Raw genomic sequence first — 25,738 nt, 5'->3', positions numbered from 1 at the left:
GTCGCCTCGGCGTCGCCGCTGCGATGAACGCCTCCCCGCACGTCGAACGGCCGGTCATCCCGAAGGACGACCGGCCGTTCGTTCGCGGTGGACTAGACCGTCGGCTTGACGAGGTACTCGTCGAACCGGGCGATGATCGGGCCGTTGGTCGCGGTGCCCGAGATGTACTGGTTCAGTCCGACCGTGCCGGCCGCCTGCAGCGCGGCCGTCGAGTCGACGCTCGTCAGCTGCCAGTTCGTCGGTTCGGTCGTGCCGGCCGCCCAGACCTTCGCCCGCACCGTGGTGGGCGAGGTGCCGAACACCTGCAGGCGGACCTGCAGCTGCTGGCCGGGGACGTACACGAGGTCGGCGATGTTGACCGCGGACAGCGTGGTCCCGCCCTGCAGGAGCTGCAGCTGCACCCCGCTGTTCGAGCGGATCCAGACGCGCGCCGCGTAGTTCGCCGAACCGACCTGACGGCCGATCACGGAGACGTAGTTGCCGCCGCCGGTCGGTCCCTGATCGAACGAGACCTTGACGCTGCTGTCGGAACTCGTCTGGCTCACGCCGTTGAGCGTGGTGGCCCGGGTCTGGCCGGCCGGGGTCGTGATCACGGCCTTGCCGTCGGCGAGGCTGAACGCGGACGGGTTGTTCGCCGGTGTCCAGGCGCCACCCGCCTCGGCCGTCCCCCACCCGGCACCGGCCGGACGCTCGAAGGCGTCCTGCGCGGTGGCCGGGGTGACCGGGGGCACGACGACCGTTCCGGCCACGGTGACCTGCTTCTGGGTCACCGCGGTGGCACCGGCGTTGTCGGTCACGGTCAGCGTCACCGTGAAGGTGCCGTCGGCCGCGTACGTGTGGCTCGCGGTCGCTCCGGTGGCGGTGGCCCCGTCTCCGAAGTCCCAGGCGTACGCGGTGACGGTGCCGTCGGTGTCGGTGGATCCCGACCCGTCGGTCGTCAGGGCGAGGCCGGTCACGCTCGTCGTGAAGGCGGCGGTCGGTGCGACGTTCGGCGGCGGCGCCTGCACCGTGACCGTGCTGGTCTTGGTAGCGGAGGCTCCCGCGTTGTCGGTCACGGTGAGCTTCACCGGGTAAGCACCGGCGGCCGCGTAGGCGTGGCTCGTGGTGACACCCGTCCCCGAGGCGCCGTCTCCGAAGTCCCAGACGAAGGACGCGATGGAGCCGTCCGAGTCGGTCGACGTCGAAGCGTCGAAGGAGGCGGTCAGGAACGTCGCCGCCTGCGTGAACGCCGCGGTGGGCGGCACGTTCGCCGGCGGGGCCGTGACCGAGCCGGAGGGCTGCGCGATCAGGTTGCCGAAGCGCGTCACGACGGTGCCGCCGGTGGCGGTCCCCGAGATGTACGAGCGGAGGCTCACCGAACCGGCCGCCTGCAGCGATGCGGTGCTGTCCGTGGCCGTGAGCTGCCAGGCCGCGGGCTCCGTGGATCCGATCGCCCAGACCTTCGCCTTGAGCTCGGTCGGCGAGGTCCCGACGGCCTGGAAGCGGACCTGCAGCTGGGTGCCGGGCAGGTAGGTCAAGCCGTCGATGTTCACCGCCTTGAGGATCGTGTTGCCGTTCATCAGCTGCAGCTGCACGCCCTGGTTGTTCCGGATCCAGATCCGCGCGGCGTAGTTGTCGGCTCCGACGACGCGGCCCATGACCGAGGCGTAGTTTCCGCCACCGGTGGAGCTCTTGTCGAAGGACAGGCGGACCTGCGTCTCGGTGTCCGTGGCGCCGACCGTGGTCAGCTTGGCGGTCCGGGTCAGGCCGACCGCGGTCGAGATGAGACCGCTGCCACCTGCGACGGAGTAGTTGGACGCCGCATCGAGGGTCCAGGCCCCTCCCACATCGGCGGAACCCCATCCGCCGGTGACCGAGCGGGCGAAGGTGTCCTTCGCCAGCACGGTCGCCGCGGGCGGAGCGACGACGGTCACGGACTGCGAGGTCGTCGTGCTGGCCCCACCGTTGTCGGTGACCGTCAGCGCGAGCGTGTACGTCCCGCCGGCGGCGTAGGCGTGAGCGGCCGTCGCACCGGTGCCGGTCGCGCCGTCACCGAAGTTCCAGGCGTACGAGGCGATGGTGCCGTCCGGGTCGCTCGACGCCGAGCCGTCGACCGTGACCGTGAGGCCCGTCGCGGTCGGCGTGAACGCGGCCACCGGCGGCTGGTTCACGGGGACGGTCGTGACGACCGCCTGGCTCGTCTCTCCGAGGAGCCCCTTGTCGTCGGTCACCGTCAGGTGCACGGTGAACGAGCCGGCGGCGGCGTACGTGTGGCCCGGGTTGACGCCGGTCCCGGTCGTGCCGTCGCCGAAGTCCCAGGCGTACGAGGCGATCGTGCCGTCCGTGTCGACGGAGGCGCTGGCGTCGAACTGGACGCCCAGCGCGTTGACCGCTGCGGTGAACGACGCCGTGGGGGCGACGTTCGGTGCGACGACGGTCGCCGGGTGCTGCAGTGTCCCCGTGCCGCCGCGGTTGTCGGTCACGGTGAGGGTCACCGTGTAGGTTCCGGCTGCCGCGTAGGCGTGGTCGGCCGTCACCCCGGTGCCGGTGGTGCCGTCGCCGAAGTCCCAGGCGTAGGTCGCGATGGTCCCATCGGTGTCGACCGAGCTCGAAGCGTCGAAGTGCGCGGTGAGGTCGGTGTTCGTGACGGCGAAACCGGCGGTCGGAGCGACGTTCGGCAGGATGCCCAGGCCGAGGTCGTGGTGCTGGGTGACCTGCGCCGACGTGAGCGGCTGTGCGTAGACGGCCACCTCGTCGATGCGTCCGCTGAACGTGCCGGCGGTCCCGCCCCACGTCGTGTCGGAGCCCACACGCCAATACCCGGTGTAGTCCTGGGCGCTCGTCTGCGGGTTGGTGCCCTGGAGGACACCGTCGACGTAGAGCTTCATGCCCGCCGACGACTGCTCGGCCACCACGTGGTGCCAGGTGCCGTCGTTGTATGCGGCGGGCGTCGTGATCGTGTTGGTCTGGCCCGTCCAGGTCCCGAAGGTGAGCTGACCGCCGTTCTCCATGTAGACGTGTCGGTCGTAGCCGCCCGATCCGCCCTGCTGGTTGGCGCCGAAACCGATGATCTTCCCACCGTTGGTGGTCGTGGTGTTGAACCACGCCTCGAGCGCGTAGCTCGTCGGGTTGGAGTAAGCGGTGTCGCTGGCGACACCCGAACCATCGGGACCGAACTGTGCGGAGCGGTTCCCGGCGACGCCGGCGAGCGCACCGTTCTGGTCCTTCGCGACGGCACCGTAGTAGGTCGCCGGGCCGTCGTTCCGGCCGGAGTCCTTCGCCGTGGTGCCGGTCGTCTCATCGAAGCGCCAGTAGGACGTCGGATCGAGGTTGAACACCGCGGCACCGTATGCGTCGGTGGGAGCGGCCGGGACCGGCGAGGTCCGGCCGGAGGCCACGTAGTGGTTCACGATCGTGTCGCGGTCGAGGACCGTCGGGTAGATCGCGGTGTCGTCGATGGCGCCGGCGAAGTAGTCGCTCGAGCGCGAGCCCGGCCAACCACCGAGGTTGTCGCCGCCGACCCGCCAGTAGCCGGTGAAGTCCTGGCCGCTCGTCGTGTCCGTGCGGCTGTCGAGCTTCTTGCCGTCCACGAACAGCTGCATGCCGTTCGCACCGAGCGTTGCGACGACGTGGTGCCACTCGCCGTCGTTGTAGGCCTTCGAGGACTGCACGGTCCGGACGGAGCCCGGGTAGACGCCGAACATCAGGCGCCCGTCGTTGTTCATGAAGATCATGCGGTCGTAGTTGCCGGAGGTCCCGGTGGAGTTCCCACCGAATCCGAGGATCTTGCCGCCGCGGTCGGTGGTCGTCTTGATCCACGTCTCAGCGGTGAAGGTGTTCGGCGCCTTCTGCGCCGTCGTCGTCGAGGCGGCGCTGTCGCTCGTGCCGGCGAACGTCGTCGCGGTCGTGTTCGAGCCGATGATGGCGCCTGCCGTCCCGCGCGTCGTGTTGTTCGTGAGCGTCAGGTCGTCGCCCGTGGCCCAGTCGTAGCCGGCGGTGCCGCTGGCTTCGCCGAGCGGCCAGAACGACGTGGGACCGGACGCGAGGACCGCCTGCGCGTACGCGGACGTCGAGCCGTCGGCGGACACGGTCACCGGGACGTTGTCGCTCATCGTCGAGTTGCCGAGCGGGTCGGTCACCTTGACGCGGTAGTTGACGGTCGTCCCCGGTGCGAGGCCGCTGTCGGTGTACATGAGGTTGCTGACCTTCCAGAAGGTCGAGCGGACGGACTTCGTCATGATCGGCGTGGCCGTCTGGTTGTTGCGGATCAGCTCGTACTTCAGGAGTTCGTTGTCGCGGTCGTTGTTCGTCTTCCAGGAGACGCGCACGGTGCCGCTGGCGAGGGAGATCGCGGTGATGGGGAAGGCGCTCCCCTTGAGCTTCGGACCCTCGAGGTTCGGTGCGACCGCCTTCGTCGCGAACCGGACCAGTCCCTGCTGCGACTTGTTGTTGACGGCGAGGAACTCTCCGCCGTAGACGACGTAGTTCGTGCTCGCGGCGACGCTCCACGGACCCTGGTTCTGGTTCGTCGCGTTGCCCGGCGTGAAGTCCGGGAACCAGCTCAGGATGCTTGGCGTCGGCTGACCGGCGTAGTTGTAGTAGCCGTACGGGTCTGCCGTGGCCGTGCCGGTGGTGGTCTTCGAGAACGCCAGTGCGTTCTGGAAGGTCCACGGCTGCGTCTGCGGGAAACCGCCGATGTTCCCGCAGTAGTGCGGGTGGCCGGCGATGTAGACGGCGTCGCCGTGGGAGGCGACCGAGTAGGAGTCGCCGTGGCAGTCCTCGACCCAGTTCATGTCACCGTTCGCCCAGCCGGCGTTGAAGGCACCCTCGAGGTTGCCGCCCGAACCGAAGACGTAGCCGGTCCCGTAGACGTTGTTCGCGTCGCTCGTGAGCGAGTAGATCGCGGCGTTCGCGCCACCGTTGCGGATGAGGCCGTTGACGTTCCACGGGAGGAGCGCGCCGGCGGTCGCGTCGACGGCACCGAGGCCGTAGCCGGGATTGCTGCTGCCGTTGAGCGTCGTGAACGCTCCGCCGAGGATCACCTTGGACTGGTCGGGAGCGATCGCGAGGGCGCGGACGACGCCGCCCTCGGTGACGGGAGCCCAGGGCAGGAGGGCACCGGCGTTGGTGAACGCCGCCGCTCCCTTGCGGGTCTGGCCGGCGGCGTTGGTGAAGCCGCCACCGACGTACACGGTGCTGTTCGTCGCCGCGACGCTGTAGCCGATGTAGTTGAGGATCGGAGCGAAGGACTTGAGGGCACCGGTCGCCGTGTCGAACGCGGCGATGCGCGAGCGGTCCTGTCCGTTGACCTTCGTGAAGCTACCGACGACGTAGAGGGTCTTACCGTCCGGCGAGGCCGTCACGGCCTTGACCTCGGCGTTGAGGACCGGAGCGAAGGAGTTGATGAGCACGCCGGTGGTGAGGTCGTAGGCGAGCAGGTAGGTGCGGTCGACCTCGCCGACGCCGGCTGCGTTGCCGGCCGGACGGGCCTTGGTGAAGGTTCCACCCGCGTAGACGGTGTTCCCGACGACGACCTGCGACCACACGGTCTTGTTGATCTGCACCGTGGGAAGCGCGTCCGCCGAGACGGTCGACGCCTCGCCTGCGCCCTGGGGGACCGTGTCGGCCACCGCCGGGGCCGCCGTGGCGGTGAAGGTGAGCAGCGCGGCGAACACCGCACCGATCACGCCGAGTGCCAGGGGCTTCTTCAGCTTGGACGGGACGCCGCGGGCGTCGTTGCGGCTCGGCGCGTGCGCGCTCGGTCGATCCTGGGATCGCAGAAATCTGGACACGGGTTCTCGGGTTTCGCTGGAGGCGGGCTCGGGGCGCGACAGGGCTCCGCGGACGGGCCGAGGGGTGCGATCGTGTTTCGGATCCACGATCGCCGGCCAGGTGCAGGGGTGCCTCGCTCGTGAACCATAACGCGGGGGGCATCAGGGGCGTCACCCCCAAAACAGGTCCGATTTCCCGGGGATCCTGCGGGGGTCAGCGCGGATGCGGATCGGGTCAGCGGGGAGCGGTGACCTGGAACACGGCGGCGGGGACGCCGGCCTGGTAGTCGACGATGATCGTGACGTCGTCCCGCTGCTCGACGGGCACCGTGTACACGAACGTCGCGGTCGCGGTATCGCCGGCCGCGACCTCCGACTCGAAGGGCACGGCACCGGGTTCGGTGAGGGGCTCCGCGGGTACGCGGTCGGCCCCGGAGTACGCGGTGACGACGACGGTGCTGAGGTCGATGCTCGCGTCGGTGTCGTTCACGATCGTGACCGTGAACCGGACCGCCGGTCCCGCGGTCTCACCGGGTGCGTTCGCCTCACCGTCGACGGCCTCGAGCGTGCCCAGGCTGACGGTCACGCCGCTGACGATCTCGACCGGTGCGTCGCCGGCGACCGGGTCGCGCTCGGGAAGCGCTTCGGCCGGGTCGGTGATGATCGGACTCGGCGTGGGGGTGCCCGTGATGGCCGGCGGGTTCACGACGTCGCCGGTGCCGACGCGGTTGGCGTTCACCGCGAACACCACGACCACGGCCACCACCACGACGACGACCGCCGCGAGCACCGAGATGACGACCACCCGGCGTCGGCGCCGCGGGTCGGGTGTGCTCGACGTGGGGGTCTGCTGCTCTGCTGCCGGCTCGCTCACGCCCGTACCTCTCCTCGACGACGGCCACCCGGCGCTCGATGCCCCGAGTGTACTGCCTCGGCTCCGTGTGCAGCCTCGTCCGGCTCGCGACCTCGGCCGTCGCCCATGTCACAATGGCTCACACCACCCGACGCCTCCCCGATCTCGCAGCGGACCCTCGGATGCCGGAAGGCACCGACGGACGCCGAGCGCGACCGATGCACCCGAGCACCGACCCCTGGAGGGTTCATGAGCGGACACCTGACCGTCCTGCAGCAGTTCCCCGTGCCACGCCCGACGACGAACCCGTATCTCGTGATGCTGGCCGACCACCTCCGCGCGGTCCCCGGGGTCTCGGTGCAGAACTTCACCTGGAAGGGCGCGCTCCTCGGGCGGTACGACGCGTTCCACATCCACTGGCCCGAGATCCTCGTGTCGGGGCACACCCCGCTGAAGCAGTTCCTCCGCCAGTGCCTCACCGTGCTGCTCGTCATCCGGCTCGCGATCACCCGGACCCCGATCGTCAGGACGGTGCACAACGTCGAACTCCCGCAGGGCATCTCGCGGGTCGAGGTCGCGCTGCTCCGCCTCATCGACCGACGCACGGACTTCCGGATCACGCTCAACGAGACGACGACCCTGCCCGAGGACCAACCGTCCATCCTGATCCCCCACGGCCATTACCGTGAATGGTTCGCCCGTCACCCGCGCGCGGCACAGCAGGACGGTCGGTTCGGCTACTTCGGCCTCATCCGCCGCTACAAGGGTGTCGAGACCCTCATCGAGGCGTTCCGATCCGCGGCGGCCACGACCCGAGGACTCTCGCTCCGCGTCGGCGGCAAACCGTCGACCACCGAACTCGCCGACACCCTGACCGCGCTCGCGGGCGAGGGAGACGACGTCCTCCTCGACCTCCACTTCCTCGGTGACGACGAACTCGTGGACATCGCGACCTCGTCGGAGCTCGTGGTCCTCCCGTACCGCTTCATGCACAACTCCGGCAGCACCCTCGCTGCCCTGTCACTGGACCGCCCGGTGCTCGTGCCGGACAACGCGGTGAACCGACTCCTCGAAGCCGAGGTCGGGCCCGGCTGGGTGCATCGGTTCTCCGGTGAGCTCGACGCCGAGGCACTGCTCTCGGCGATGGAGCACGTCCGCGCCGCAGCGCGCGGCCCGGTGACGTTCGTCGACCGCGATTGGGATCTCGGAGCCGCACGACACGTCGAGGCCTACCGACGAGCGATCGCCGCGCGACGCGGGACTCCAGCGCCCACGGTCGGGGCCGCGCGATGACCGGGTCGTCCGCCGGCAGGCCCGACGCCCGCGCGGCCGAGGTCCGCCTCATCGTCGGCATCCTCACCTTCCGACGCCCGGCGACCCTCGCCGCGAGCCTGCCGAAGGTGCTGGAGCAGACCCGGTGGCTCCGCGACGCCGACGCGTCCGTCGTGAGCACCGAGGTCCTCGTGATCGACAACGACCCCGCGGCGAGCGCCAGGGAGGTCGCCGGTTCGACGCCCGGCGTCCGCTACGTGGTCGAACCGACCCCGGGCATCGCGGCGGCACGGAACCGCGCGCTCTCGGAGGCAGACCAGGCGGAGCTCCTCGTCTTCATCGACGACGACGAGGAACCGGGCGAGCACTGGCTGCTCCCGATCGTCGAGACGTGGCGGGCGACGGGCGCTGCGGCGGTCATGGGCCGCGTGCAGTCGCACCTGCCGGAGGGAACCGACCCGTGGGTCGTCGCGGGTGGGTTCTTCGACCGCGTGCAGCGCACGACGGGCACCGTCATCGGCGAGGCCGCGGCGGGGAACCTGCTCCTGGACCTCGACCAGGTCCGGGCACTCGGCGTGCGGTTCGAGTCGAAGCTCGAACTGGGCGGTGGTGAGGACACGCTCTTCAGCAAGCACCTCGTCCGGCGGGGTGGACGGATCGTCTGGTGCAACGAGTCCGTCACCCACGACTTCGTCGAACGGGACCGCGCGACGAAGCGCTGGGCGTTGCAGCGCGCGTGGAGCCATGGCAACACCAGGATCACGGTGGAGCGTTACTTCGCGGCAGGACGTCGTGACCGGGCGCGGATCCGTGTGGTCGCGGCGGTCGGCGGTGCCGCTCGGGCCGCGGTCGGTGTGGCACGTTCCGTGTTCGGGACGCTCACCGGCTCGCTCCATCACCGGGCGCGCGGCGCGCGAGCCATCCGGAAGGGTGGCGGCATGTTCGTCGGCGCCTTCGGCGTGGTCTTCCGGGAGTACGCGCGGGATGAGCGGTCATGAGCGGCCTCGGAGCACGGCTCAAGGATCGCGTGAAGCGGTCGCTGCCGGTCCTGGGCTCGATCATCGAGGTCGAGACCTCCACCCCGACCGTCGTGTTGACCTACGACGACGGGCCGCATCCGGTCGGCACGGACGGCGTCCTCCGATCCCTCGCCGACGCCGAGGCGACCGCCACGTTCTTCGTCCTGCTGAGCAGCGCTCGCCGTCACCCGGAGCTCATCCCGCGGATCACCGCGGAGGGGCACGAGATCGCGTTGCACGGTGTCGACCACCGTCGTCTCACGGCGTTCACCGCCGAGGAGGTCACCCGTCGCACCGTCGACGCGAAGCACGAGCTCGAGGACCTCGCCGGCACGCCCGTCCGATGGTTCCGGCCGCCGTACGGCGCGCAACATCTCGCGACCTGGCGCGCCATCCGTCGGGCCGGTCTCGAATCCGTCCTCTGGTCGGCGACCACCTGGGACGCACGTGCGGTGGCCCCCGAGGAGCGCGTCGCCCACGCCCTGTCCGACTGCCGCCCCGGCACGATCCTGCTGGCGCACGACGCCTTCGCCGGCCCGGCCGACGGTGTCGACGACGGGGCCGAACCCGAGGTCGACCGAGGGGCGCTCGCCGCGACCCTGCTCGCCGAGTTCCGGGCGCGAGGCTGGGTCGGTCGGTCCCTCGCCGATGCGCTCGTGCAGGGGCGCCCGATGAAGAGCGCCATCTTCTCCTCCTGACGCTGGCCTGCACTGCGCGGGGATCGCCCCTGCGCCCCGTCCGGGTGCCACTCGAAAGTGGACTCGGCAAGCGTTGATGACCCTCATAGGCTCGCAAGAGGCCCGATGGATGTGCCGAATGCCGGAGTCGATCCCGACGGCTCCGTGCGCACACCACCACGAGCATGCCAGGGGGCAGACCATGACGGATCGCAGTGCAGTCGGACGCGTCGGCTACGCCGCAGGGGCCTTCGACCTCTTCCACGTCGGTCACCTGAACATCCTGCGCCACGCCAAGAGCGCGTGCGACTACCTCATCGCCGGAGTCGTCTCGGATGAGCTGCTCCGCACCCGCAAGCGCATCGAACCCATCGTCCCGCTGACGGAGCGTCTCGAGATCGTCCGCCACATCGGTTTCGTCGACGAGGCCGTCGAGGAGACCTGGGACGACAAGCTCCAGGCCTGGGATGCGCTCCGGTTCGACATCTTCTTCAAGGGCGACGATTGGCGCGGGACCGCAGAGGGCCTCCGTCTCGAAGCGGAGTTCGCCAAGGTCGGCGTCGAGGTCGTCTACTTCCCGTACACGATGAGCACCTCGAGCACGGCACTCCGCCGTGCACTCGCCCAGCTCGAGGAGCAGCGCGAGCTCGACACCACGCTCGTCCAGGCCTGACACCCGCCCTCCCTGCGCCCGTTCCGCCGCCGCGCCCGCGCTCCCGTTCGCCACGGCAGCGAGGTACTGTTGGACGGATCGACTCACAGGGCGGTGGACACATGACGAAGGCTCGGCAGGCGCTGCTCGCACGCCTCACCGGTTCGCTGCCCGTCCACGGTTCCATTGTCGGTGTGGCCACCGAGGAGCGCACGGTCGTCATGACCTACGGCGACGGCCCGAGTCCCGACGGCACACCAGGGGTCCTCGACGCCCTCGCCGAAGCCGGCGCGACCGCGACGTTCTTCGTCCTCGTCGGCCGCGCGCGGAAGCACCCCGAGCTCCTCGAACGCATCGTCGCCGGTGGGCACGAACTCGCGCTGCACGGCGACGACCACGTGCGCCTCACCGACTTCTCCGAGGAGGTCGCCTACCGGCGCACCCTCGCGGCGAAACAGGAGCTTGAGCAGTTGAGCGGCCAGCCGATCGAGTGGTTCCGGCCGCCCTACGGCGCGCAGAGCATCGAGACCTGGCAGGCCGTCAAGCGAGCCGGCCTGCAGACCGTGCTGTGGACCGCGACCGCCTGGGACGTCAAGGACGTCGGCGAGCACGAGCGCGTCGCCCACGCCGTCCGGCACTGCCACCAGGGCTCGATCCTGCTCGCCCACGACGGCTTCGCCGGCCCGGCCGACGGCGTCGACGACGGCCCGGAGCCCGAGGTCGACCGCGGCGCGCTCGCAGCCGAGCTGCTGAGCGGCTTCGCCCGCGAGGGTCTCGTCGGCCGCTCGCTCGGCGAAGCCCTGCGGGTGGGCAAGGCCGTCCGCCGGGCGCGCTTCACGGAGTGATCATCCCCGGTCCCTGAACCGACCCCGGTCCCTGAACCGACCCCGGTCCCCGAGCCGAATCCGGTCCCTGAGCCTGTCGAAGGGCGTCGTCAGGGACCGGAGCAGTCCCTCAGTCCTTCGCGAAGCGGTCCGTCGCGTCGATGAGCGCCGACAGGATGCCCGGCTCGTCGAAGGCGTGCCCGGCGTCGGGGACGATCGTGAAGTCCGCTTCCGGCCAGGCCCGGTGCAGGTCCCACGCGGTGAAGACCGGGGTGCACATGTCGTAGCGGCCTTGGACGACCACGCCGGGCACTCCGGCGAGCTTGCCGGCATCGCGGATGAGCTGCTCGGGTTCGAACCAGCCCTTGTTCGTGAAGAAGTGGTTCTCGATGCGCGCGAACGCCACCGCGAAGTGCGGGTCGGTGAACCGGGCGACGGTCTCCTCCTGCGGGAGCAGGGTGATCGTCGAGGACTCCCACCGCGACCAGGCGACGGCCGCCGGACCGTGGACGGCCGGGTCCTCGTCGAACAGGCGGCGGTGGTAGGCCTCGATGAGGTGGCGGCGCTCGCCGACCGGGATCGGCTCGAGGTACCCCTCCCACAGGTCGGGGAAGACCGCGGAGGCACCGCCCTCGTAGAACCAGTCGAGCTCGGCGTCGCGCAGCGTGAAGATACCGCGGAGCACGAGCTCGGTGACGCGCTTCGTGTGCTTCTGCGCGTACGCGAGCGCGAGGGTCGAGCCCCAGGACCCGCCGAACACCATCCAGCGCTTGATCTTCAGCGCCTTCCGGAGGACCTCGAGGTCGGCGACGAGGTGCCAGGTGGTGTTCGTCGACAGGTCGGCCGCCGGATCGCTCGCGTGCGGGGTGCTCTTGCCGCAGCCGCGCTGGTCGACGAGGACGATGCGGTACCGCTTCGGGTCGAAGAGCCGACGGTGGATCGGACTCGTCGCGCCGCCCGGGCCGCCGTGGAGGAACACGACGGGCTTGCCGTCGGGGTTGCCGGAGGTCTCCCAGTACAGCGACTGCCCGTCGCCGACGTCGAGCATGCCGGTCTCGTACGGCTCGATCTCGGGATACGGCTCACCCATACGGTCCACTTCCTCCTGTGTTCACGACACGTGTCTCATCTAGCATGCCGCACCCATCGCCCCACAGCTCGCGAGGGGTCCCGAATGGCCGGCTCGGCACACGCGGAACCGACCATTCGGGACCCCTCGCGGGCTAGAGCTGGTCGGCGGACACCGAGAAGGTGTCGCACGCGGACGGACCGGACTGGTAGCCGGTCATGAACCAGCGCTGGCGCTGCTCGGCGGAGCCGTGGGTCCAGGCCTCGGGGTTCACCTGGCCGGTCGCGGCTTCCTGGATGCGGTCGTCACCGACGGCGGCCGCGGCGCTCAGGGCGTCGTCGATCTCCTGCTGGGTCACGGGCTTCAGGAAGGCGACCCCCTTCGCGTCCTCGGTGTCGGACGCCGCGGCGACCCATGCTCCGGCGAAGCAGTCGGCCTGCACTTCGATCCGGACGGAGTCGGAGGCCGGGCCCGTACCACTGCGGTCGGCGCGGTCCATGATGCCGGTGAGCGCCTGGATGTGGTGACCCCACTCGTGGGCGACGACGTACATCTCGGCGAGCGGTCCGCCCGAGGCACCGAAGCGGTCGCGCAGTTCGGCGTAGAAGCTGGTGTCGATGTAGATGGTCTGGTCCGGCGGGCAGTAGAACGGGCCGGTGGCGCTCGTGGCGGCGCCGCAACCCGTGTTCGTCTGCTGGTCGAAGATGATGAAGTCCGCCGGCGAGGTGTAGTCGACGCCGAGCGCGGGCAGCTCCTCGGCCCAGTAGGCGTCGAGCGACGAGTAGGCACCGCCCATGCGGCAGTCGACGTTCGCGTTCGCGTCGGCACCGGTCTGGCACTCGTCGGAGAGCTGGCTCTCTTCCTGCTGGCCCCCGCCGATGCCGCCGCCGCCGAGGATGCCCGAGACGTCGACCCCGAGGAACTGCGAGATGAGGGCGATCACGATGACGCCGACCGCGCCGCCACCGACGGCGATGCCGGTCGTGCGGCCCCGTCGCTTGACCTTGTTCCCGCTGATGTCGGCGTTGTCGTTGAACGTCATGTCGGCACCCTATCGCGCAGCGCGAGGTGAGGCATATCGTCGCCGGACCCTTGCGCCGACGACGATATGCCTCCTGTCAACCGGCTGCGGTCAGCGGGACTTCTTCGTGAGCGTCTTCTCGTCGACGGGAGCGTCGCCCGAGGCACGGAGCTCGGCGAAGTAGTCGGCGGCCTCCTGCTGGCGCTGCGCCTCCTGGCCGGTCGCGATGGGTGCGCGCACATGCTCAGGCGCGAAGCCGAAGGCCTCGACGAGGTCGAGGGCGTGCGGACGCAACCGGGCGATGAGGCGGTCGACGTACGCGCTGACGGCCTGGCCGCGCTGCGGGGAGAGGCGCCCGTGGATGAGGTACCAGGCGAGGTGCTTCTCGATGAGCGAGAGCCCGAAGAGGTCGTGCACCCAGGTCAGCACCTGCTTGGTGCCGGGGTCCTGGATCTGCTCGACACCCTCGGTGAACGCCTCCCACTGGAGGAGCTCGCCGTGCGCACGCGCGGCCTCGATGAGTTCGTTCTGGTGTGCGTTGAACAGGTCGGACGCGGCCTGCTTCGAGAGCTTGTTCGCGCCGCGCAGCTTCGTCGCGACCTCGGCGATCATCGATTCGACGCGCTCCGTCAGCAGCTCGCGCTGGACGTTCGTGTCGCGCAGCTGGCTCACCGAGCGTGCCGTCGACCCGAAGTCCTTCACGGTCTGCGCGAGGCTCCGGAGTCCGCTGCTGTGCACGGCGCGGTCGGTCGCCTGCTCGACGACGTAGCGGGCGAGCGCACCGGCGTCGACCTTCGCGAACTTCCGGCTGTAGTCGGTGAGGAGACGCTTGGCGACGAGCTGCAGCAGCACGTTGTTGTCACCCTCGAACGTCGCGTAGACGTCGAGGTCGGCGCGCAGGCCGGTGAGGCGGTTCTCTGCGAGGAAGCCGTTGCCGCCGCACGCCTCGCGCGCCTCCTGGAGCGTGTCGAGCGCGTGCCAGGTCGACAGCGGCTTGAGGGCCGCCGCGAGGGTCTCGAGGTCCTGACGGTCGTCGTCCGAGTCGGCCTTGCCGCTGAAGACCTCGTCGAACTTCACGAGCAGCCGGTCGTGGGCGAAGATCTGCGCGTACGTCGTCGCGAGGCGCGGCAGGAGCCGGCGCTGGTGGCGCTGGTAGTCGAGGATGACCTCCTCCTGGGTGTCGCTGCCCGCGTTGAACTGCCGACGCTCACTGCCGTAGGTGATCGCGATCTGCAGGGCGAGGGCGGAGGCCGACGTCGCTGCGCCGTCGAGGGACACCCGGCCCTGGACGAGCGTGCCGAGCATGGTGAAGAAGCGACGCCCGGGGCTCTTGATGGGCGACGAGTAGGTGCCGTCCTCGGCGACGTCGCCGTAGCGGTTGAGGAGGTTGGTGCGCGGCACGCGGACGCCGGTGAAGTGCAGCCGGCCGTTGTCGATGCCGTTGAGCCCACCCTTCAGGCCGTCGTCCTCGCCGCCGATCCCGGGGAGGAATGCGCCCTCGTCGTCGCGGATGGGCACGTAGAAGCAGTGCACGCCATGGTTCACGCCGTTCGTGATGAGCTGCGCGAACAGGGTCGCCGCCTTGCCGTGCACGGCCGCGTTGCCGAGGTAGTCCTTCCACGCCGCGCGGAACGGGGTGTCGATGACGAACTCCTGGGTCTCCGGGTCGTACGTCGCGGTCGTCGCGATCGAGGCGACGTCGGAGCCGTGACCGGACTCCGTCATCGCGAATGCACCGGGGACGTCGAGGTTCATCGCGCCGGGCAGGAACGCGTCGTGGTGCGGCTCGGTGCCGAGGTGCAGGATCGCCGCACCGAAGAGGCCCCACTGGACACCGGACTTGATCTGGAGGGACGGGTCAGCGAGGACGAGCTCCTCGAACCCGGCGATGTTGCCGCCGTGGTCGTCGGCGCCGCCGAGGCGCTTCGGGAACGCCTTGAGCACCTGGCCGTTCTCGACGAGGAGCTTCAGCTGGTGGAAGACGCGGTCGCGGTGGTCGTCCATCGACTGGCCCTCGATCCGCTGCATCTCCGGCTTGGCGGCGAGCGCACGCGACGCGAGACGGGCCTCCGGCCAGGTGCCGAGCAGCTGGTGCGCGAGCGCGGGGACGTCGATCCTCGCGTCGGACGGCGCCACCTCGACCGTCGCTGCCGTCGTACCGCTGACGCTCGTCCGGATCGCTGTGTCGACCATCGCTGTGTCCTGCCTTTCACCCATGAAAACCTCCCACAATGGTAGGACTGTCATAACGATGGGTGAAAGCGCCTGTGGGATGTGGACAAGGGCCCGCCCCATCGTCGTCGATCGACTTGGTCCTCCCCCACAGCTGTCGCAGCTCGCTCCCAGGAGCGGCGTCAGGCGTTGGCGGCGACGACCTCGATGAGCGACTGCCCGTAGGCGTCGAGCTTCTTCGCACCGATGCCGCTGATGCCGTCGAGCGCACCGAGCGAGTCGGGCTTCGCCGTCGCGACCTCGCGCAGCGTCGCGTCGCCGAAGACGATGTAGGCGGGGACGCCCTGCTCCTTCGCGACCCCGGCCCGCCAGGCACGCAGGGCCTGGAACAGCTCGGCCGCGGCCGGCTCGAGCTCGGCGTTCGCACTCGACGAGCGGGAGGACGACCTCGACGAGGAGCGGGCGGCACGTTCCGGCTCGCGACGCATGGCCACCGGTCGGTTCCCTGCGAGCACCTCGGCGCTCCCGTCGGTGAGGCCGAGCGTGCCGTACTCGCCGACGGTGGCCAGGAGGTCGCGTGCGAGCAACTGACGGACCACGCCGCGCCACTCCTGGTCGCTGAGGTCCTCGCCGATGCCGAAGGTCGCGAGTTCGTCGTGCCGCTGCTGGGCGACGCGGTCGGTCCGCTTGCCGCGGAGGATGTCGATGATCTGCCCCGCGCCGAAGGACTGGTTGCGCTCGCGCTTCAGGCGCACGATCGTCGAGAGGAGTTTCTGCGCCGGCACGGTGCCGTCCCAGGTGACCGGTGGTTCGAGGCAGGTGTCGCAGTTGCCGCACGGCGTGGAGGGCTGACCGAAGTAGCGCAGCAGGTTGACCCGGCGGCAGTCGACGGTCTCGCAGAGGGCCAGCATCGCGTCGAGGTGGGCGCTGAGGTTGCGCTGGTGCGCGAGGTCGCCCGGTGATTCCGCGATCATGCGCCGCTGCTGGACGACGTCCTGCAGGCCGTAGGCGAGCCAGGCGATCGACGGCTCGCCGTCGCGCCCCGCACGGCCGGTCTCCTGGTAGTAGCCCTCGACGCTCTTCGGGAGGTCGACGTGGGCGACGAACCGGACGTCGGGCTTGTCGATGCCCATCCCGAAGGCGATGGTCGCGACGACCACGACACCGTCCTCGCGGAGGAAGCGGGACTGCGCAGCCGCTCGCACGGAGGCGTCGAGTCCGGCGTGGTACGCCACGGCGTCCACCCCGTTGTCGCGCAGGAGCTGCGCCGTCTGCTCCACCGTCTTGCGGCTGAGGCAGTAGACGATCCCGGCGGTGCCGGCCGGCTGTTCCTTCACGAACGCGACGAGCTGCTTGCGGACCTCGTTCTTGCCGACGATCCGGTACTGGATGTTCGGTCGGTCGAAGCTCGAGACGAAGTGCTTCGCCTCACCGAGGTGGAGCCGCTGCGTGATCTCCTGGTGCGTCGCATCGGTGGCGGTCGCGGTGAGCGCGATGCGCGGGACGTCGGGCCAGCGTTCGGCGAGCTCGCCGAGCATGAGGTAGTCGGGGCGGAAGTCGTGCCCCCACTGCGACACACAGTGCGCCTCGTCGATCGCGAGCAGGGCGATGGTGCCCTGGCCGAGGAACCGCCGGGTCGCCTCGGAGCTCAGGCGCTCGGGCGCGACGTAGAGGAGGTCGAGCTCGCCGGCGAGGTAGGCCTGTTCGACCCGCGAACGCTCAGCGGGATCCTGCGTCGAGTTGAGGAACGCGGCGCGGACGCCGACGGCGAGGAGTGCGTCGACCTGGTCTTGCATGAGGGCGATGAGCGGGGAGACGACGATGCCGGTGCCCGGTCGGAGCAGGGCGGGGATCTGATAACAGAGGCTCTTGCCCCCACCCGTCGGCATGAGGACGACCGCGTCGCCGCCACCGGCGACCTGCTCGATGATCTGCTGCTGCTCGCCGCGGAACGCGTCGTACCCGAAGACGGTGTGGAGTGCCTCCTGCGCCGTGGCGAACTTCTGGCCGGCCGCACGGGCAGCCACCGGAGCCGCTGCGGGCGGAGTGGAAGCGACCGCTCCGCTCCCCCACGCGACACCACCGCCGAGGTACGCGTCGTCGGGCGGTGGGGCGTCGAAGTCGTCGGGAGCGTCCGCGTCGTCCGGGATCCAGTCGGGTTCGGTGCTCCAGCTCATCCGTCGATCGTAGCCGCAGCGGCTGACACCCCGGTGCCCCTCCGCAGGAACGGATCCGAAGAATTTCGCTCCTCTTAATGCGCGACCCCGTCCGACACGCGATCGGATCTTTTTCCAAACCACCCCCGTGGGGGCTCCGAAGTGTCATCGAGGGCCGGTTCTGAGAGGCACTCGACAACCGGTCCAAACCTCATCAAAGGAGAATCACATGCGTACCATCAAGCGAAACCACATGGCAGTGCTCGCACTCGCCGCCGTCGCGACCTTCGGCCTCGCAGCCTGTTCCAGCGGCTCCAGCTCCGACAGCGGTTCCTCGATGGAGCCGAGCTCCGCTCCCTCCGAGTCGAGCATGACCGCCGACCCCGCAGCGGACCTCGTCGGCTCGGGCTGCGCCGCCTACGCTGACGCCGTCCCGGACGGTGCTGGCTCCGTCGCCGGCATGTCGGCCGACCCCGTCGCCGTCGCCGCGTCCAACAACCCGCTGCTGACCACGCTCACCGCTGCGGTCTCCGGCCAGCTGAACCCCGACGTCAACCTCGTCGACACGCTGAACGGCTCCGAGTTCACCGTCTTCGCCCCGGTCGACGACGCGTTCAAGAAGATCGACGCCGCGACGATCGACAGCCTCAAGACGCCTGAGGGCGCTGCGACGCTGACCTCGATCCTCACGTACCACGTGATCCCCGGCCAGATCGCTCCGTCCGACATCGACGGTGAGCAGACCACCGTCGAGGGTGGAACCGTCAAGGTCGAGGGCTCGGGTGACAACATCACCGTCAACGGTGCCAAGGTCATCTGCGGTGGCGTCAAGACCGCCAACGCGACCGTGTACCTCATCGACTCGGTGCTGATGCCGCCGGCAAAGTAGCCGACCGCGGGTTCACCCGCACGCTACACCGGTAACAACCGAACAGCCCCGTCATCCTCTCGAGGATGGCGGGGCTGTTCCGTTGTGTCGGGACCGGAACCCGCTCGCCCGATCCTCCCCCGGTCACTGAGCCTGTCGAAGTGCCCCCGAAGCACCTCGCCATCCGAGGACACCATCGACCGGACCGCCCTTCGACAAGCTCAGGGACCGAAGCGTGTCACCTCCCCCGGTCACTGAGCCTGTCGACGTGCCCACGAAGCACCTCGCCATCCGAGGACACCATCGACCGGACCGCCCTTCGACAAGCTCAGGGACCGAGGCATGGCACCTCACCCGGTCACTGAGCCTGTCGAAGTGCCCACGAGATGCCCCGCCAGCCGACAGCACCATCGCCCGGACCGCCCTTCGACAAGCTCAGGGACCGAGGCATGTCACCTCACCCGGTCACTGAGCCTGTCGAAGTGCCCACGAAGCACCTCGCCATCCGAGGACACCATCGACCGGACCGCCCTTCGACAAGCTCAGGGACCGAACGGGGTGCCGCTCAGGGACCGAACGGGGTGGCGCTCAGGGAACGCACGGGGTGCCGGCCCAGGACCGGACAGGGTGTCGCTCAGGGACCGGAACGGGAGCGGCTCAGGGCGCGGGGGTGTCCGTGCCCTGGTCGTCCGAGATGGGCTCCGGCTTCCGCCGGGTCACGAGCAGCACGCCGATGCCGGCGATCAGGACGACGCCGATCGCGCCGACGATCCACCACACATCGCCACTGAGCCCGCCAGAGGACGACTCCGGCTCGACACCGCCCGCCTCCGACGAGGGCTCGACGGTGGAAGCACCGCTCGTCGCGCACGCGGGCTTCGCACTCCCCGCGGCGAGTTCCTGGCCCTCGGCCGGCGCCCACTCGAAGGTGTAGCTGCCCGACAGCGGGTGGCCGTCGGTCGAGACGAGCTGCCAGACGACGGTGTACTCGCCGGCTTGCCCGAGCTGCAACGGCATGACGAGCGCAGGTCCGTTCACCGCTGCGCACGCGGTGCCGTAGTAGAGCCGCTCGTCGCCGGGACCGGTCACCTGGATCTGGTTGGACTGGCCGGCTTCCCCGAGGTCGAGCAGGTTGTCGTTCGTCGTGATGACGAGCTGCTCCGGCTGCTCCGTGATCGTCGAACCCTCGGCCGGCGTCGTCGAGATGATGCTGTTGTGCGCTGAGGCCGGCTGGGCCACGGCGAGCACCGCTGCGACCGCGAGGAACGCGGTCGCAGCGGTGCCGACGAGACGGCGACGACGGGAGACCGTCATCAGGCCTGGCGCTTCGCGTCGGACGCTGCGCGGCGTGCGGAGGCAGCGATCACGATGCCGGCGGCACCGACGACGAGACCGGCGATGCCGAGCACGCGGCCCAGCACGTCGGTGGTGCCGGCGTCGGTCGAGGCGGCGGCCTCGGTGTGGTCGCCGTCACCGTCGTCGTCCATGGCAGCGCCACCGTGGTGGTCGCCGGCCTCGGCAGCGGTCACGACGACGACGGGCGCCGGCGACTCGAGGTCGTCCTCGGTCTGACCGTCCTTCGCGACGTCGGTCCAGTCGGTCTGGCCGACCTCGCACGTCTGCGTCACCGGGAAGACGAGGGTCTTGCCCTCGGCGTCGGCCGGCAGCTGGACCTGGAAGGAGACGGTGTCGCGGTAGCCGTCGGCGAGGGGCGTCTTGGCCGTGTAGACGACCGTGCCGACGCGCTCGGCGAGCTGCTCACCGTGACTGTCGGTGATGGGCTTCGCGAGCGGGGCCATCTGCTTGTCGATGGTCCAGTTCGGGTTGACCGTCGGCGTCACGGCGTTGATGTCCTCCGGGATCTCGAAGGAGAGGCTCGTCGTGGGCGAGCCGTCGCAGCCGTGACCGACGGCGAAGCTCAGCACCGTGTAGGAGCCGGCGGCGGTGGAGGTCGGCGTGACGCTGACGTGGGCGCTGGCGGCGAGCGGTGCGCCGACCGCGAGGAGCGCTCCGGCGCCGATGGCGATGGCACCGAGCACGGCGGGCTTGCGGAAGGTGGGGCGGGGGGTGGTTGCGTTCATGATCGTCCTGTCGACTGCTCCGCACGGCGTCGAGCGTGCGGAAAGGGGATGGTCACGCCGGATGGCGCGCCGAAGGGTGCTGCTGCGTCGGGGCCGACCGGCAACGCACGGCACCCGTCCCGGTCGGAGGGTGGTGCGTCGGTCAGGCGGCGGCGAGCGCCGGCGGACCGCGGTGTCGCAGGTGGAGCAGGACCACCCCGAGGTTGCGGGGACGACGGTTGACGCGGACCCAGCGCACCCGACGGGGCGCGGGGACGAGGTGCGTCGGTGCGGCACGGCGGGCGAGGATCCGGACGGTCAGCGCGGCGAGCGCGGCGAGTGTCGCGCGTTCCGCGAACAGGATGGCTGCGATGGTCGCGACGGCCGCGACAAGGTGCGCCGCCCACATCGTGGTGTCGCCGTGGGTGTGCGCCGCGGTGACGCCGCCGGTCGCGAGTTCGACGACCCCGTGCCGGTGCCAGTCGGCGGGGCCGGTCGTACCGCCGGATGCGACCGTGGCACTGACGGTGCTCGGGACGAGGGTGAAGAGCGCGTGGTAGCCGAGCTGGCTCACGAGCACGGAGGCAATGACCCCGAGTGCGGTGATGCGGCGGCCGGCGAGGAGGACGCAGACCAGGACGGCGAAGGTGCCACCGACCAGGAGCACGAACGCGGACGGTGCGGCGGCCCCGCCGATGGTGTGCGAGAGGGCGGCGGCGAAGGTGGCGAACGCGGCTGCGGCGGTGCCGCGGGCGACACGGGCCCACCGTTCCGTCATGCGATGCCTCCGGGAGAGCGAGCGGACCAGGTGTCGACGCTCGTGCTGACAGCCTACCCGAGCGTCGCCCTTCGACAGGCTCAGGGACCGGGGAGGGGGTGGCCAGGACGATCGGAGCCCGGACCAGGGGTCACTCGGGGGCATTTCGACAGGCTCAATGACCGGGAGGATGGCCCTTCGACAGGCTCAGGGACCGGGGAGGGGGTGCTCAGGAACCGGAAGCAGATTCACTCGGAGGGCACTTCGACAGGCTCAGTGACCGGAAGGAGGACCAGGTGGTCAGGCCCCGGTGTCGGCGACGAACAGCAGGACGATCGAGGCGATGGAGCAGACGACGCCGATGCCGAAGGTCACGCCGAAGAGCAGCCGGAGCGCCCTCGTATGATCGGCCGTCCGGCGGAAGCGTGCGCGCGACGGTTCCCGGCGGGCGTAGAAGACGTTCGGCTCCTCGGGGTCGCGGAGGGCGTCGAACTCCGCATCCGTGACGGGTCGTGAGTACAGCTCGGCCGCCTCGGTCATCCAGCGGACCTCGCGCCCCGGACCTCGATCGACGTCCCCGCCGCCCGCGTCGTCCGGCAGGTCCACGATGACCCCGTGCGTCTCCACCCAGCTGCCGTCCGCCGCCCGCGCGATGAGCATGACGAGCAGCACGACGACGGCGCTGCCGAAGCCGATCCAGGTGAAGACCTCGAAGACGAGGCCGAGGAGATCGTGGGGGTCCACGATCACATGCTATCCGGCGGGCGGACCCACGACCCGGACGGCCTCGCTCAGACGGACTCGGGTCGCTTCTGCCGCATGGGCTCGGCCGGCTGGTCCGGACCGTTCCAGACGCCGATGATGCCCCACGCGACCGCGGCGATCGGGACGGCGAGGACCGCGCCGACGATGCCGCCGAGGATGGTGCCGGCGGTCAGGGCGAGGAGGACGACGAGGGCGTGCAGCTTGAGCGAGCGTGCCATGACGACGGGCTGGAGGAAGTTGCCCTCGAGCTGGTTCACGAGCACGACGATGCCGACGACGATCAGGGCGGCGACCGGACCGTTGGCGACGAGGGCGACGAGCGCCGCCAGGATGCCCGCGGCGGTCGCACCGACGATCGGGATGAAGGCGGTCAGGAACACGATGACGCTGAGCGGCAGGGCGAGCGGGACCCCGATGATCGCGAGGCCGATGCCGATGCCGATCGCGTCGACGGCCGCGATCGTGGCGGTGCCGCGCACGTACCCGCCGAGGGTGTCCACCGTCTTGCCGCCGATGCGCTTGGCACGGTCGTACGCGGTTCCGGTGAAGGGGCGGAGCAGGAACTCCCAGAGCCGCGGCCCGTCCTTGAGGAAGAAGAACAGGACGACGACCATGAGCACCAGGCCGGTGAGGAAGCTCGCCGTCGCGGAGACGCCGGCGAGCGCCCCGCTGCCGAACTGGCTCGAGGTGAGGAAGTCGACCGCGGTCTGCTTGGCGTCCTCGATCTGCTTCTCGTCGATGTCGAACGGCAGGGTGCCGAGCCAGTCCTGCAGCTGGCCGAAGCCCTTCGAGGCGGAGTCGACGAGGTCGTCCCACTGGCTGCGGACGGCCCAGACGATGAGCCACCCGATGCCGCCGAGGACGACCAGGATCGAGACGAGGGCGATCCAGGTGGCGAGGATCGACGGGAGCCCCTTCGACCGCATCCACCGCATGAGCGGGTAGATCGCCGATGCGAGGATGAGCGCGATGACGACGGGGATCATCACGAGCGAGAGCTGGGTCAGCGCGAAGACGATCAGCGCGGCGACCGCGACGATGGCGAGCGTCTGGATGCTCCGGGTCGCGAACGTGCCGATGCGGTCGTGCCAGAGGCCGCGGGCGAGCGGCTCCGGTGCGTCCTCATGCTTGTCGAACAGGCCCATGGGATCCCCAATCTCGGCAGCGGCGGAGCCGGACGGGCCCCGCGCCCAGTCAACCACGTCGGTGCGGGCCGAGGTCAGGCCGAGCGGGAGTAGCGTTGTCCGTGATAAGGAGGCGCTCATGACGAGACTCGACGCCGACCCGGTCCCCAGCGTCTGCCACGCACCTGATGGATCCGGGACGAGGCTCCTCGAGGCCCGCGAGGTCCCCCTCGGCGGCGTCCGCGGCCTGAGCGTCCATCGCACCCTCCCGCAGCGCGAGCTGCCGATGATCGGCGCCTGGTGCTTCCTCGACCGCTTCGACGAGGACCGCTCGCTGATGCGCGTGCTGCCGCATCCGCACACCGGCCTGCAGACCGTGACGTGGCCGCTGGTCGGCGACATCCGCCACCGCGACAGCGTGGGCAGCGACGTGGTCGTCCGTCCGGGCGAGCTCAACCTCATGACGAGCGGTCGAGGCGTGTCGCACTCCGAGTTCTCGGTGGGCGAGGAGGCGGCCGCGATGCACGGCCTCCAGCTGTGGGTGGCGCTCCCGGAGACCGCCGCCTCGGTGTCGGCGGCGTTCGAGCAGCACACGGACCTGCCCGTCCACCGCGCTCCAGGCTTGGAGGCGACCGTCCTCGTCGGCACGCTGGGCGGCGTGACGTCGACCGCGACCGTCCACTCGCCCCTGCTCGGTGCCGACGTGACGCTCGAGGCCGACACCGTCGTCGAGGTGCCGGTGGATCCGTCCTTCGAGCACGGCGTGCTGGTGCTCGACGGGGCGCTCGAGGTCGGCGGCGTCGAACTCGGCTCCGGCCCGTTGCTCTACCTGGCGCCCGGGTGCGATCGACTCGAGCTCCGGAGCGCGACCGGTGCCCGTTTCGTACTCCTCGGAGGGACGCCGTTCCCGGAGGAGCTGGTCATGTGGTGGAACTTCGTCGGTCGCACTCACGAGGACATCGAGTCCGCCCGGGAGGACTGGGAGGCGGGGTCGCCGCGCTTCGGTTCGGTCGCCGGCCACGGTACGGACCGCATCCCGGCGCCGCCGTTGCCGAGCGTCCGTCTGACCCCGCGCCGACGCTCGATCTGACCGCCGGGATCGGGCGCTCCGGACCCCGTTCCGAGCGGTGTCCGTCGGCGTCTCGACGGGCTGATAAAGGATAGGCTGTCCTCAGGAGATCGGCTGCTCGTGAAGGTGGGCTCATGCAACGTCTGAGTACGCGACTGCTGCTGACCTGCGCCGCCATCGGCGTCGGCGGCGGCCTCGTCTTCGTCGTCTCCGGGTACGTCGGCGGCACGATCTCCGCGACCGCCCCCGTGCTCTACGGCCTCATCATCGGCGTGTACTTCCTGCCGGGCGTCGTCTCGCAGGCGCTCCTCCGACGTGGTGGTGTGGCCCTCATGACCGGGCTCACCGCCGGCCTCGTCTCCGCGGCGTTCAGCCCGCAGTGGTTCTTCCGCTACTTCGGCACCGGTCTCGCGATCGGGCTCCTGCAGGAGATCCCCTTCGCCGTGTCGCGTTACCGCGTCTGGAGGGCATGGGTCTTCTACCTGGCAGCCGGCATCGCCGGACTCGTCTTCGGCGGCTCCGTGCTCGTCGTCCTCGGGATCGAGCACTTCGCGCCCCTCGCCCAGACGGTCTACATCGCACTCTTCGTGCTCAGCCCGATCGCCTTCACCGCGCTCGGGCGGGCGGTCGCAGCGGCGCTCGCGAGAGCCGGTGTGGGTCGGTCCATCGCGAAACCCCTGCAGCGCGACCGCGGCTCGGCCGGCACGCGGGCCTGAGTGGACCCCGTACCGCCGACGCACCCCGCCACCGTGGTCCGGCGGGTGCGCATCCGTCATGACGAGCGCGAGGAGTGGACCCCGGACGACGTGTCGTTCGAGGTCGCACCCGGTGAGGTGGTGCTCCTGCTCGGGCCGAGCGGCTCGGGGAAGTCGACGCTCGCGCTGGCCCTCAACGGCCTCGTCCCCCACGCCGTCCCGGCCGAGTTCGAGGGTGCTGTGGTCACCGGCGGGCTCGACACGTCCACCTCGACGGTCGCGCAGCTGAGCGAGCACGTGGCGATGGTGTTCCAGGACCCCGACGCGCAGATCGTCACCGGAACGGTCCTCGACGAGGTGTGCTTCGGCCCGGAGAACCTCCTGCTCCCTGTCGAGGAGGTGCTGTCCCGCGCTGAACGGGCACTTCGGCAGGTCGGGCTCTGGGAGCGCCGGACCGAGAACCCCGACCGACTCTCGGGCGGCGGCCGACAGCGACTCGCGATCGCCTGTGCCCTGGCCATGGGGAGCGACCTCCTCGTTCTCGACGAGCCGACGGCGAACCTCGATCCGGCCGGGATCGAGGAGGTCTACGCAGCGCTCCGTTCACTCGTCTCCGGACCGGACGGCACCGGGAAGCGGCACGCGATCCTGCTCGTCGAGCACAACCTCGACGCCGCCATCGACCTCGTCGACCGGGTCGTCGTCCTCGATCGCGACGGGCGACTCGCCTTCGACGGCCCGACCCGCGACGTCCTGCTCGGTCACCTCGACGAACTGCTCGCGATGGGCGTCTGGCTCCCCGTCGCGACGCTCGCCGCGCTGCGTCTGCGGTCGGCCGGTGTCGCGTTGCCGGACCTTCCCCTGACACCCGCCGAGCTGGCCGCCGCACTCGACGCCACCACGCTGCCGACGCCGCCGACCGCACCCGTCGCCCC

At 70.3% G+C, this 25,738-nt stretch carries 20 protein-coding genes; 9 read left to right on the top strand and 11 right to left on the bottom strand.

What is annotated here, in order from left to right:
• Nucleotides 1-92: 92 nt before the first annotated feature.
• Together IFT89_RS12450 and IFT89_RS12445 are read right to left on the bottom strand one after the other, a co-directional pair.
• Nucleotides 93-5,771 (bottom strand): PKD domain-containing protein, encoded by a 5,679-nt coding sequence (locus IFT89_RS12450; protein ID WP_137242277.1) that lies wholly within the window; start codon nucleotides 5,769-5,771, stop codon nucleotides 93-95.
• Nucleotides 5,772-5,985: 214 nt separating this feature from the next.
• Nucleotides 5,986-6,624: a hypothetical protein gene (locus IFT89_RS12445; RefSeq protein ID WP_194643914.1), complete on the bottom strand. Its 639-nt coding sequence runs from the start codon at nucleotides 6,622-6,624 to the stop codon at nucleotides 5,986-5,988.
• Nucleotides 6,625-6,852: 228 nt separating this feature from the next.
• On the opposite strand from IFT89_RS12445, the gene IFT89_RS12440 reads away from it, so the two are divergent.
• The 5 genes from IFT89_RS12440 (at nucleotide 6,853) to IFT89_RS12420 (ending at nucleotide 11,068) form a co-directional block, all read left to right on the top strand.
• On the top strand, nucleotides 6,853-7,896 hold the full coding sequence (locus tag IFT89_RS12440) for a glycosyl transferase (RefSeq protein WP_137242279.1): 1,044 nt from the start codon (nucleotides 6,853-6,855) through the stop codon (nucleotides 7,894-7,896).
• Complete coding sequence (locus IFT89_RS12435) at nucleotides 7,893-8,873, top strand: glycosyltransferase family 2 protein (RefSeq protein ID WP_137242280.1); 981 nt, start codon at nucleotides 7,893-7,895, stop codon at nucleotides 8,871-8,873. The genes IFT89_RS12440 and IFT89_RS12435 overlap by 4 nt, the downstream gene beginning before the upstream one ends.
• Nucleotides 8,870-9,592: a polysaccharide deacetylase family protein gene (locus IFT89_RS12430; RefSeq protein ID WP_137242281.1), complete on the top strand. Its 723-nt coding sequence runs from the start codon at nucleotides 8,870-8,872 to the stop codon at nucleotides 9,590-9,592. The genes IFT89_RS12435 and IFT89_RS12430 overlap by 4 nt, the downstream gene beginning before the upstream one ends.
• 181 nt (nucleotides 9,593-9,773) lie before the next feature.
• Nucleotides 9,774-10,244, top strand: a complete 471-nt coding sequence (locus IFT89_RS12425) for an adenylyltransferase/cytidyltransferase family protein (RefSeq protein ID WP_194643912.1) — start codon at nucleotides 9,774-9,776, stop codon at nucleotides 10,242-10,244.
• Nucleotides 10,245-10,345: 101 nt separating this feature from the next.
• The gene (locus IFT89_RS12420; protein ID WP_086474587.1) at nucleotides 10,346-11,068 is read left to right on the top strand and encodes a polysaccharide deacetylase family protein; all 723 of its coding nucleotides are present in this window, start codon (nucleotides 10,346-10,348) and stop codon (nucleotides 11,066-11,068) included.
• Between the two features lie 109 nt (nucleotides 11,069-11,177).
• On the opposite strand, the gene pip is transcribed toward IFT89_RS12420, so the two are convergent.
• From pip to recQ, 4 genes are all read right to left on the bottom strand, one after another.
• Complete coding sequence (gene pip, locus IFT89_RS12415) at nucleotides 11,178-12,137, bottom strand: prolyl aminopeptidase (protein ID WP_202939101.1); 960 nt, start codon at nucleotides 12,135-12,137, stop codon at nucleotides 11,178-11,180.
• Nucleotides 12,138-12,270: 133 nt separating this feature from the next.
• Nucleotides 12,271-13,158 (bottom strand): KPN_02809 family neutral zinc metallopeptidase, encoded by an 888-nt coding sequence (gene ypfJ / locus IFT89_RS12410; protein ID WP_086474588.1) that lies wholly within the window; start codon nucleotides 13,156-13,158, stop codon nucleotides 12,271-12,273.
• A gap of 90 nt (nucleotides 13,159-13,248) precedes the next feature.
• Nucleotides 13,249-15,330 (bottom strand): acyl-CoA dehydrogenase family protein, encoded by a 2,082-nt coding sequence (locus tag IFT89_RS12405; protein WP_124768703.1) that lies wholly within the window; start codon nucleotides 15,328-15,330, stop codon nucleotides 13,249-13,251.
• Nucleotides 15,331-15,491: 161 nt separating this feature from the next.
• Nucleotides 15,492-17,486, bottom strand: a complete 1,995-nt coding sequence (gene recQ / locus IFT89_RS12400) for a DNA helicase RecQ (RefSeq protein ID WP_202939100.1) — start codon at nucleotides 17,484-17,486, stop codon at nucleotides 15,492-15,494.
• A gap of 208 nt (nucleotides 17,487-17,694) precedes the next feature.
• Between recQ and IFT89_RS12395 the strand changes: the two genes are divergently transcribed.
• Nucleotides 17,695-18,354 (top strand): fasciclin domain-containing protein, encoded by a 660-nt coding sequence (locus tag IFT89_RS12395; RefSeq protein WP_137242286.1) that lies wholly within the window; start codon nucleotides 17,695-17,697, stop codon nucleotides 18,352-18,354.
• Between the two features lie 636 nt (nucleotides 18,355-18,990).
• On the opposite strand, the gene IFT89_RS12390 is transcribed toward IFT89_RS12395, so the two are convergent.
• From IFT89_RS12390 to IFT89_RS12370, 5 genes are all read right to left on the bottom strand, one after another.
• A complete protein-coding gene (locus IFT89_RS12390; protein ID WP_202939099.1) occupies nucleotides 18,991-19,647 on the bottom strand; it encodes a copper resistance CopC family protein in 657 nt (218 codons plus the stop codon).
• A complete protein-coding gene (locus IFT89_RS12385) occupies nucleotides 19,647-20,414 on the bottom strand; it encodes a YcnI family copper-binding membrane protein (protein ID WP_202939098.1) in 768 nt (255 codons plus the stop codon). The genes IFT89_RS12390 and IFT89_RS12385 overlap by 1 nt, the downstream gene beginning before the upstream one ends.
• Nucleotides 20,415-20,556: 142 nt before the next feature.
• Nucleotides 20,557-21,171, bottom strand: a complete 615-nt coding sequence (locus IFT89_RS12380) for a hypothetical protein (RefSeq protein ID WP_137242289.1) — start codon at nucleotides 21,169-21,171, stop codon at nucleotides 20,557-20,559.
• Nucleotides 21,172-21,450: 279 nt separating this feature from the next.
• A complete protein-coding gene (locus IFT89_RS12375; protein ID WP_192018741.1) occupies nucleotides 21,451-21,894 on the bottom strand; it encodes a DUF3592 domain-containing protein in 444 nt (147 codons plus the stop codon).
• Nucleotides 21,895-21,941: 47 nt separating this feature from the next.
• Nucleotides 21,942-23,060 carry an AI-2E family transporter gene (locus IFT89_RS12370; protein WP_079705105.1) on the bottom strand — a complete coding sequence of 373 codons (1,119 nt, stop codon included), beginning with the start codon at nucleotides 23,058-23,060 and terminating at the stop codon, nucleotides 21,942-21,944.
• Nucleotides 23,061-23,178: 118 nt separating this feature from the next.
• Here IFT89_RS12370 and IFT89_RS12365 point away from each other — a divergent pair, with 118 nt between their 5' ends.
• The 3 genes from IFT89_RS12365 to IFT89_RS12355 all read left to right on the top strand — a co-directional run.
• The gene (locus IFT89_RS12365; RefSeq protein ID WP_202939097.1) at nucleotides 23,179-24,129 is read left to right on the top strand and encodes a pirin family protein; all 951 of its coding nucleotides are present in this window, start codon (nucleotides 23,179-23,181) and stop codon (nucleotides 24,127-24,129) included.
• 113 nt (nucleotides 24,130-24,242) lie between these two features.
• Complete coding sequence (locus tag IFT89_RS12360; protein WP_079705103.1) at nucleotides 24,243-24,824, top strand: ECF transporter S component; 582 nt, start codon at nucleotides 24,243-24,245, stop codon at nucleotides 24,822-24,824.
• A gap of 45 nt (nucleotides 24,825-24,869) precedes the next feature.
• The coding region (locus tag IFT89_RS12355) for an energy-coupling factor ABC transporter ATP-binding protein (protein ID WP_307783500.1) at nucleotides 24,870-25,738 on the top strand (869 nt) is incomplete at its 3' end.

This window comes from Plantibacter sp. CFBP 13570 (assembly GCF_014841395.1).
GTDB lineage: Bacteria > Actinomycetota > Actinomycetes > Actinomycetales > Microbacteriaceae > Plantibacter > Plantibacter auratus.
This window is presented reverse-complemented; position numbering and strand designations above follow the sequence as displayed.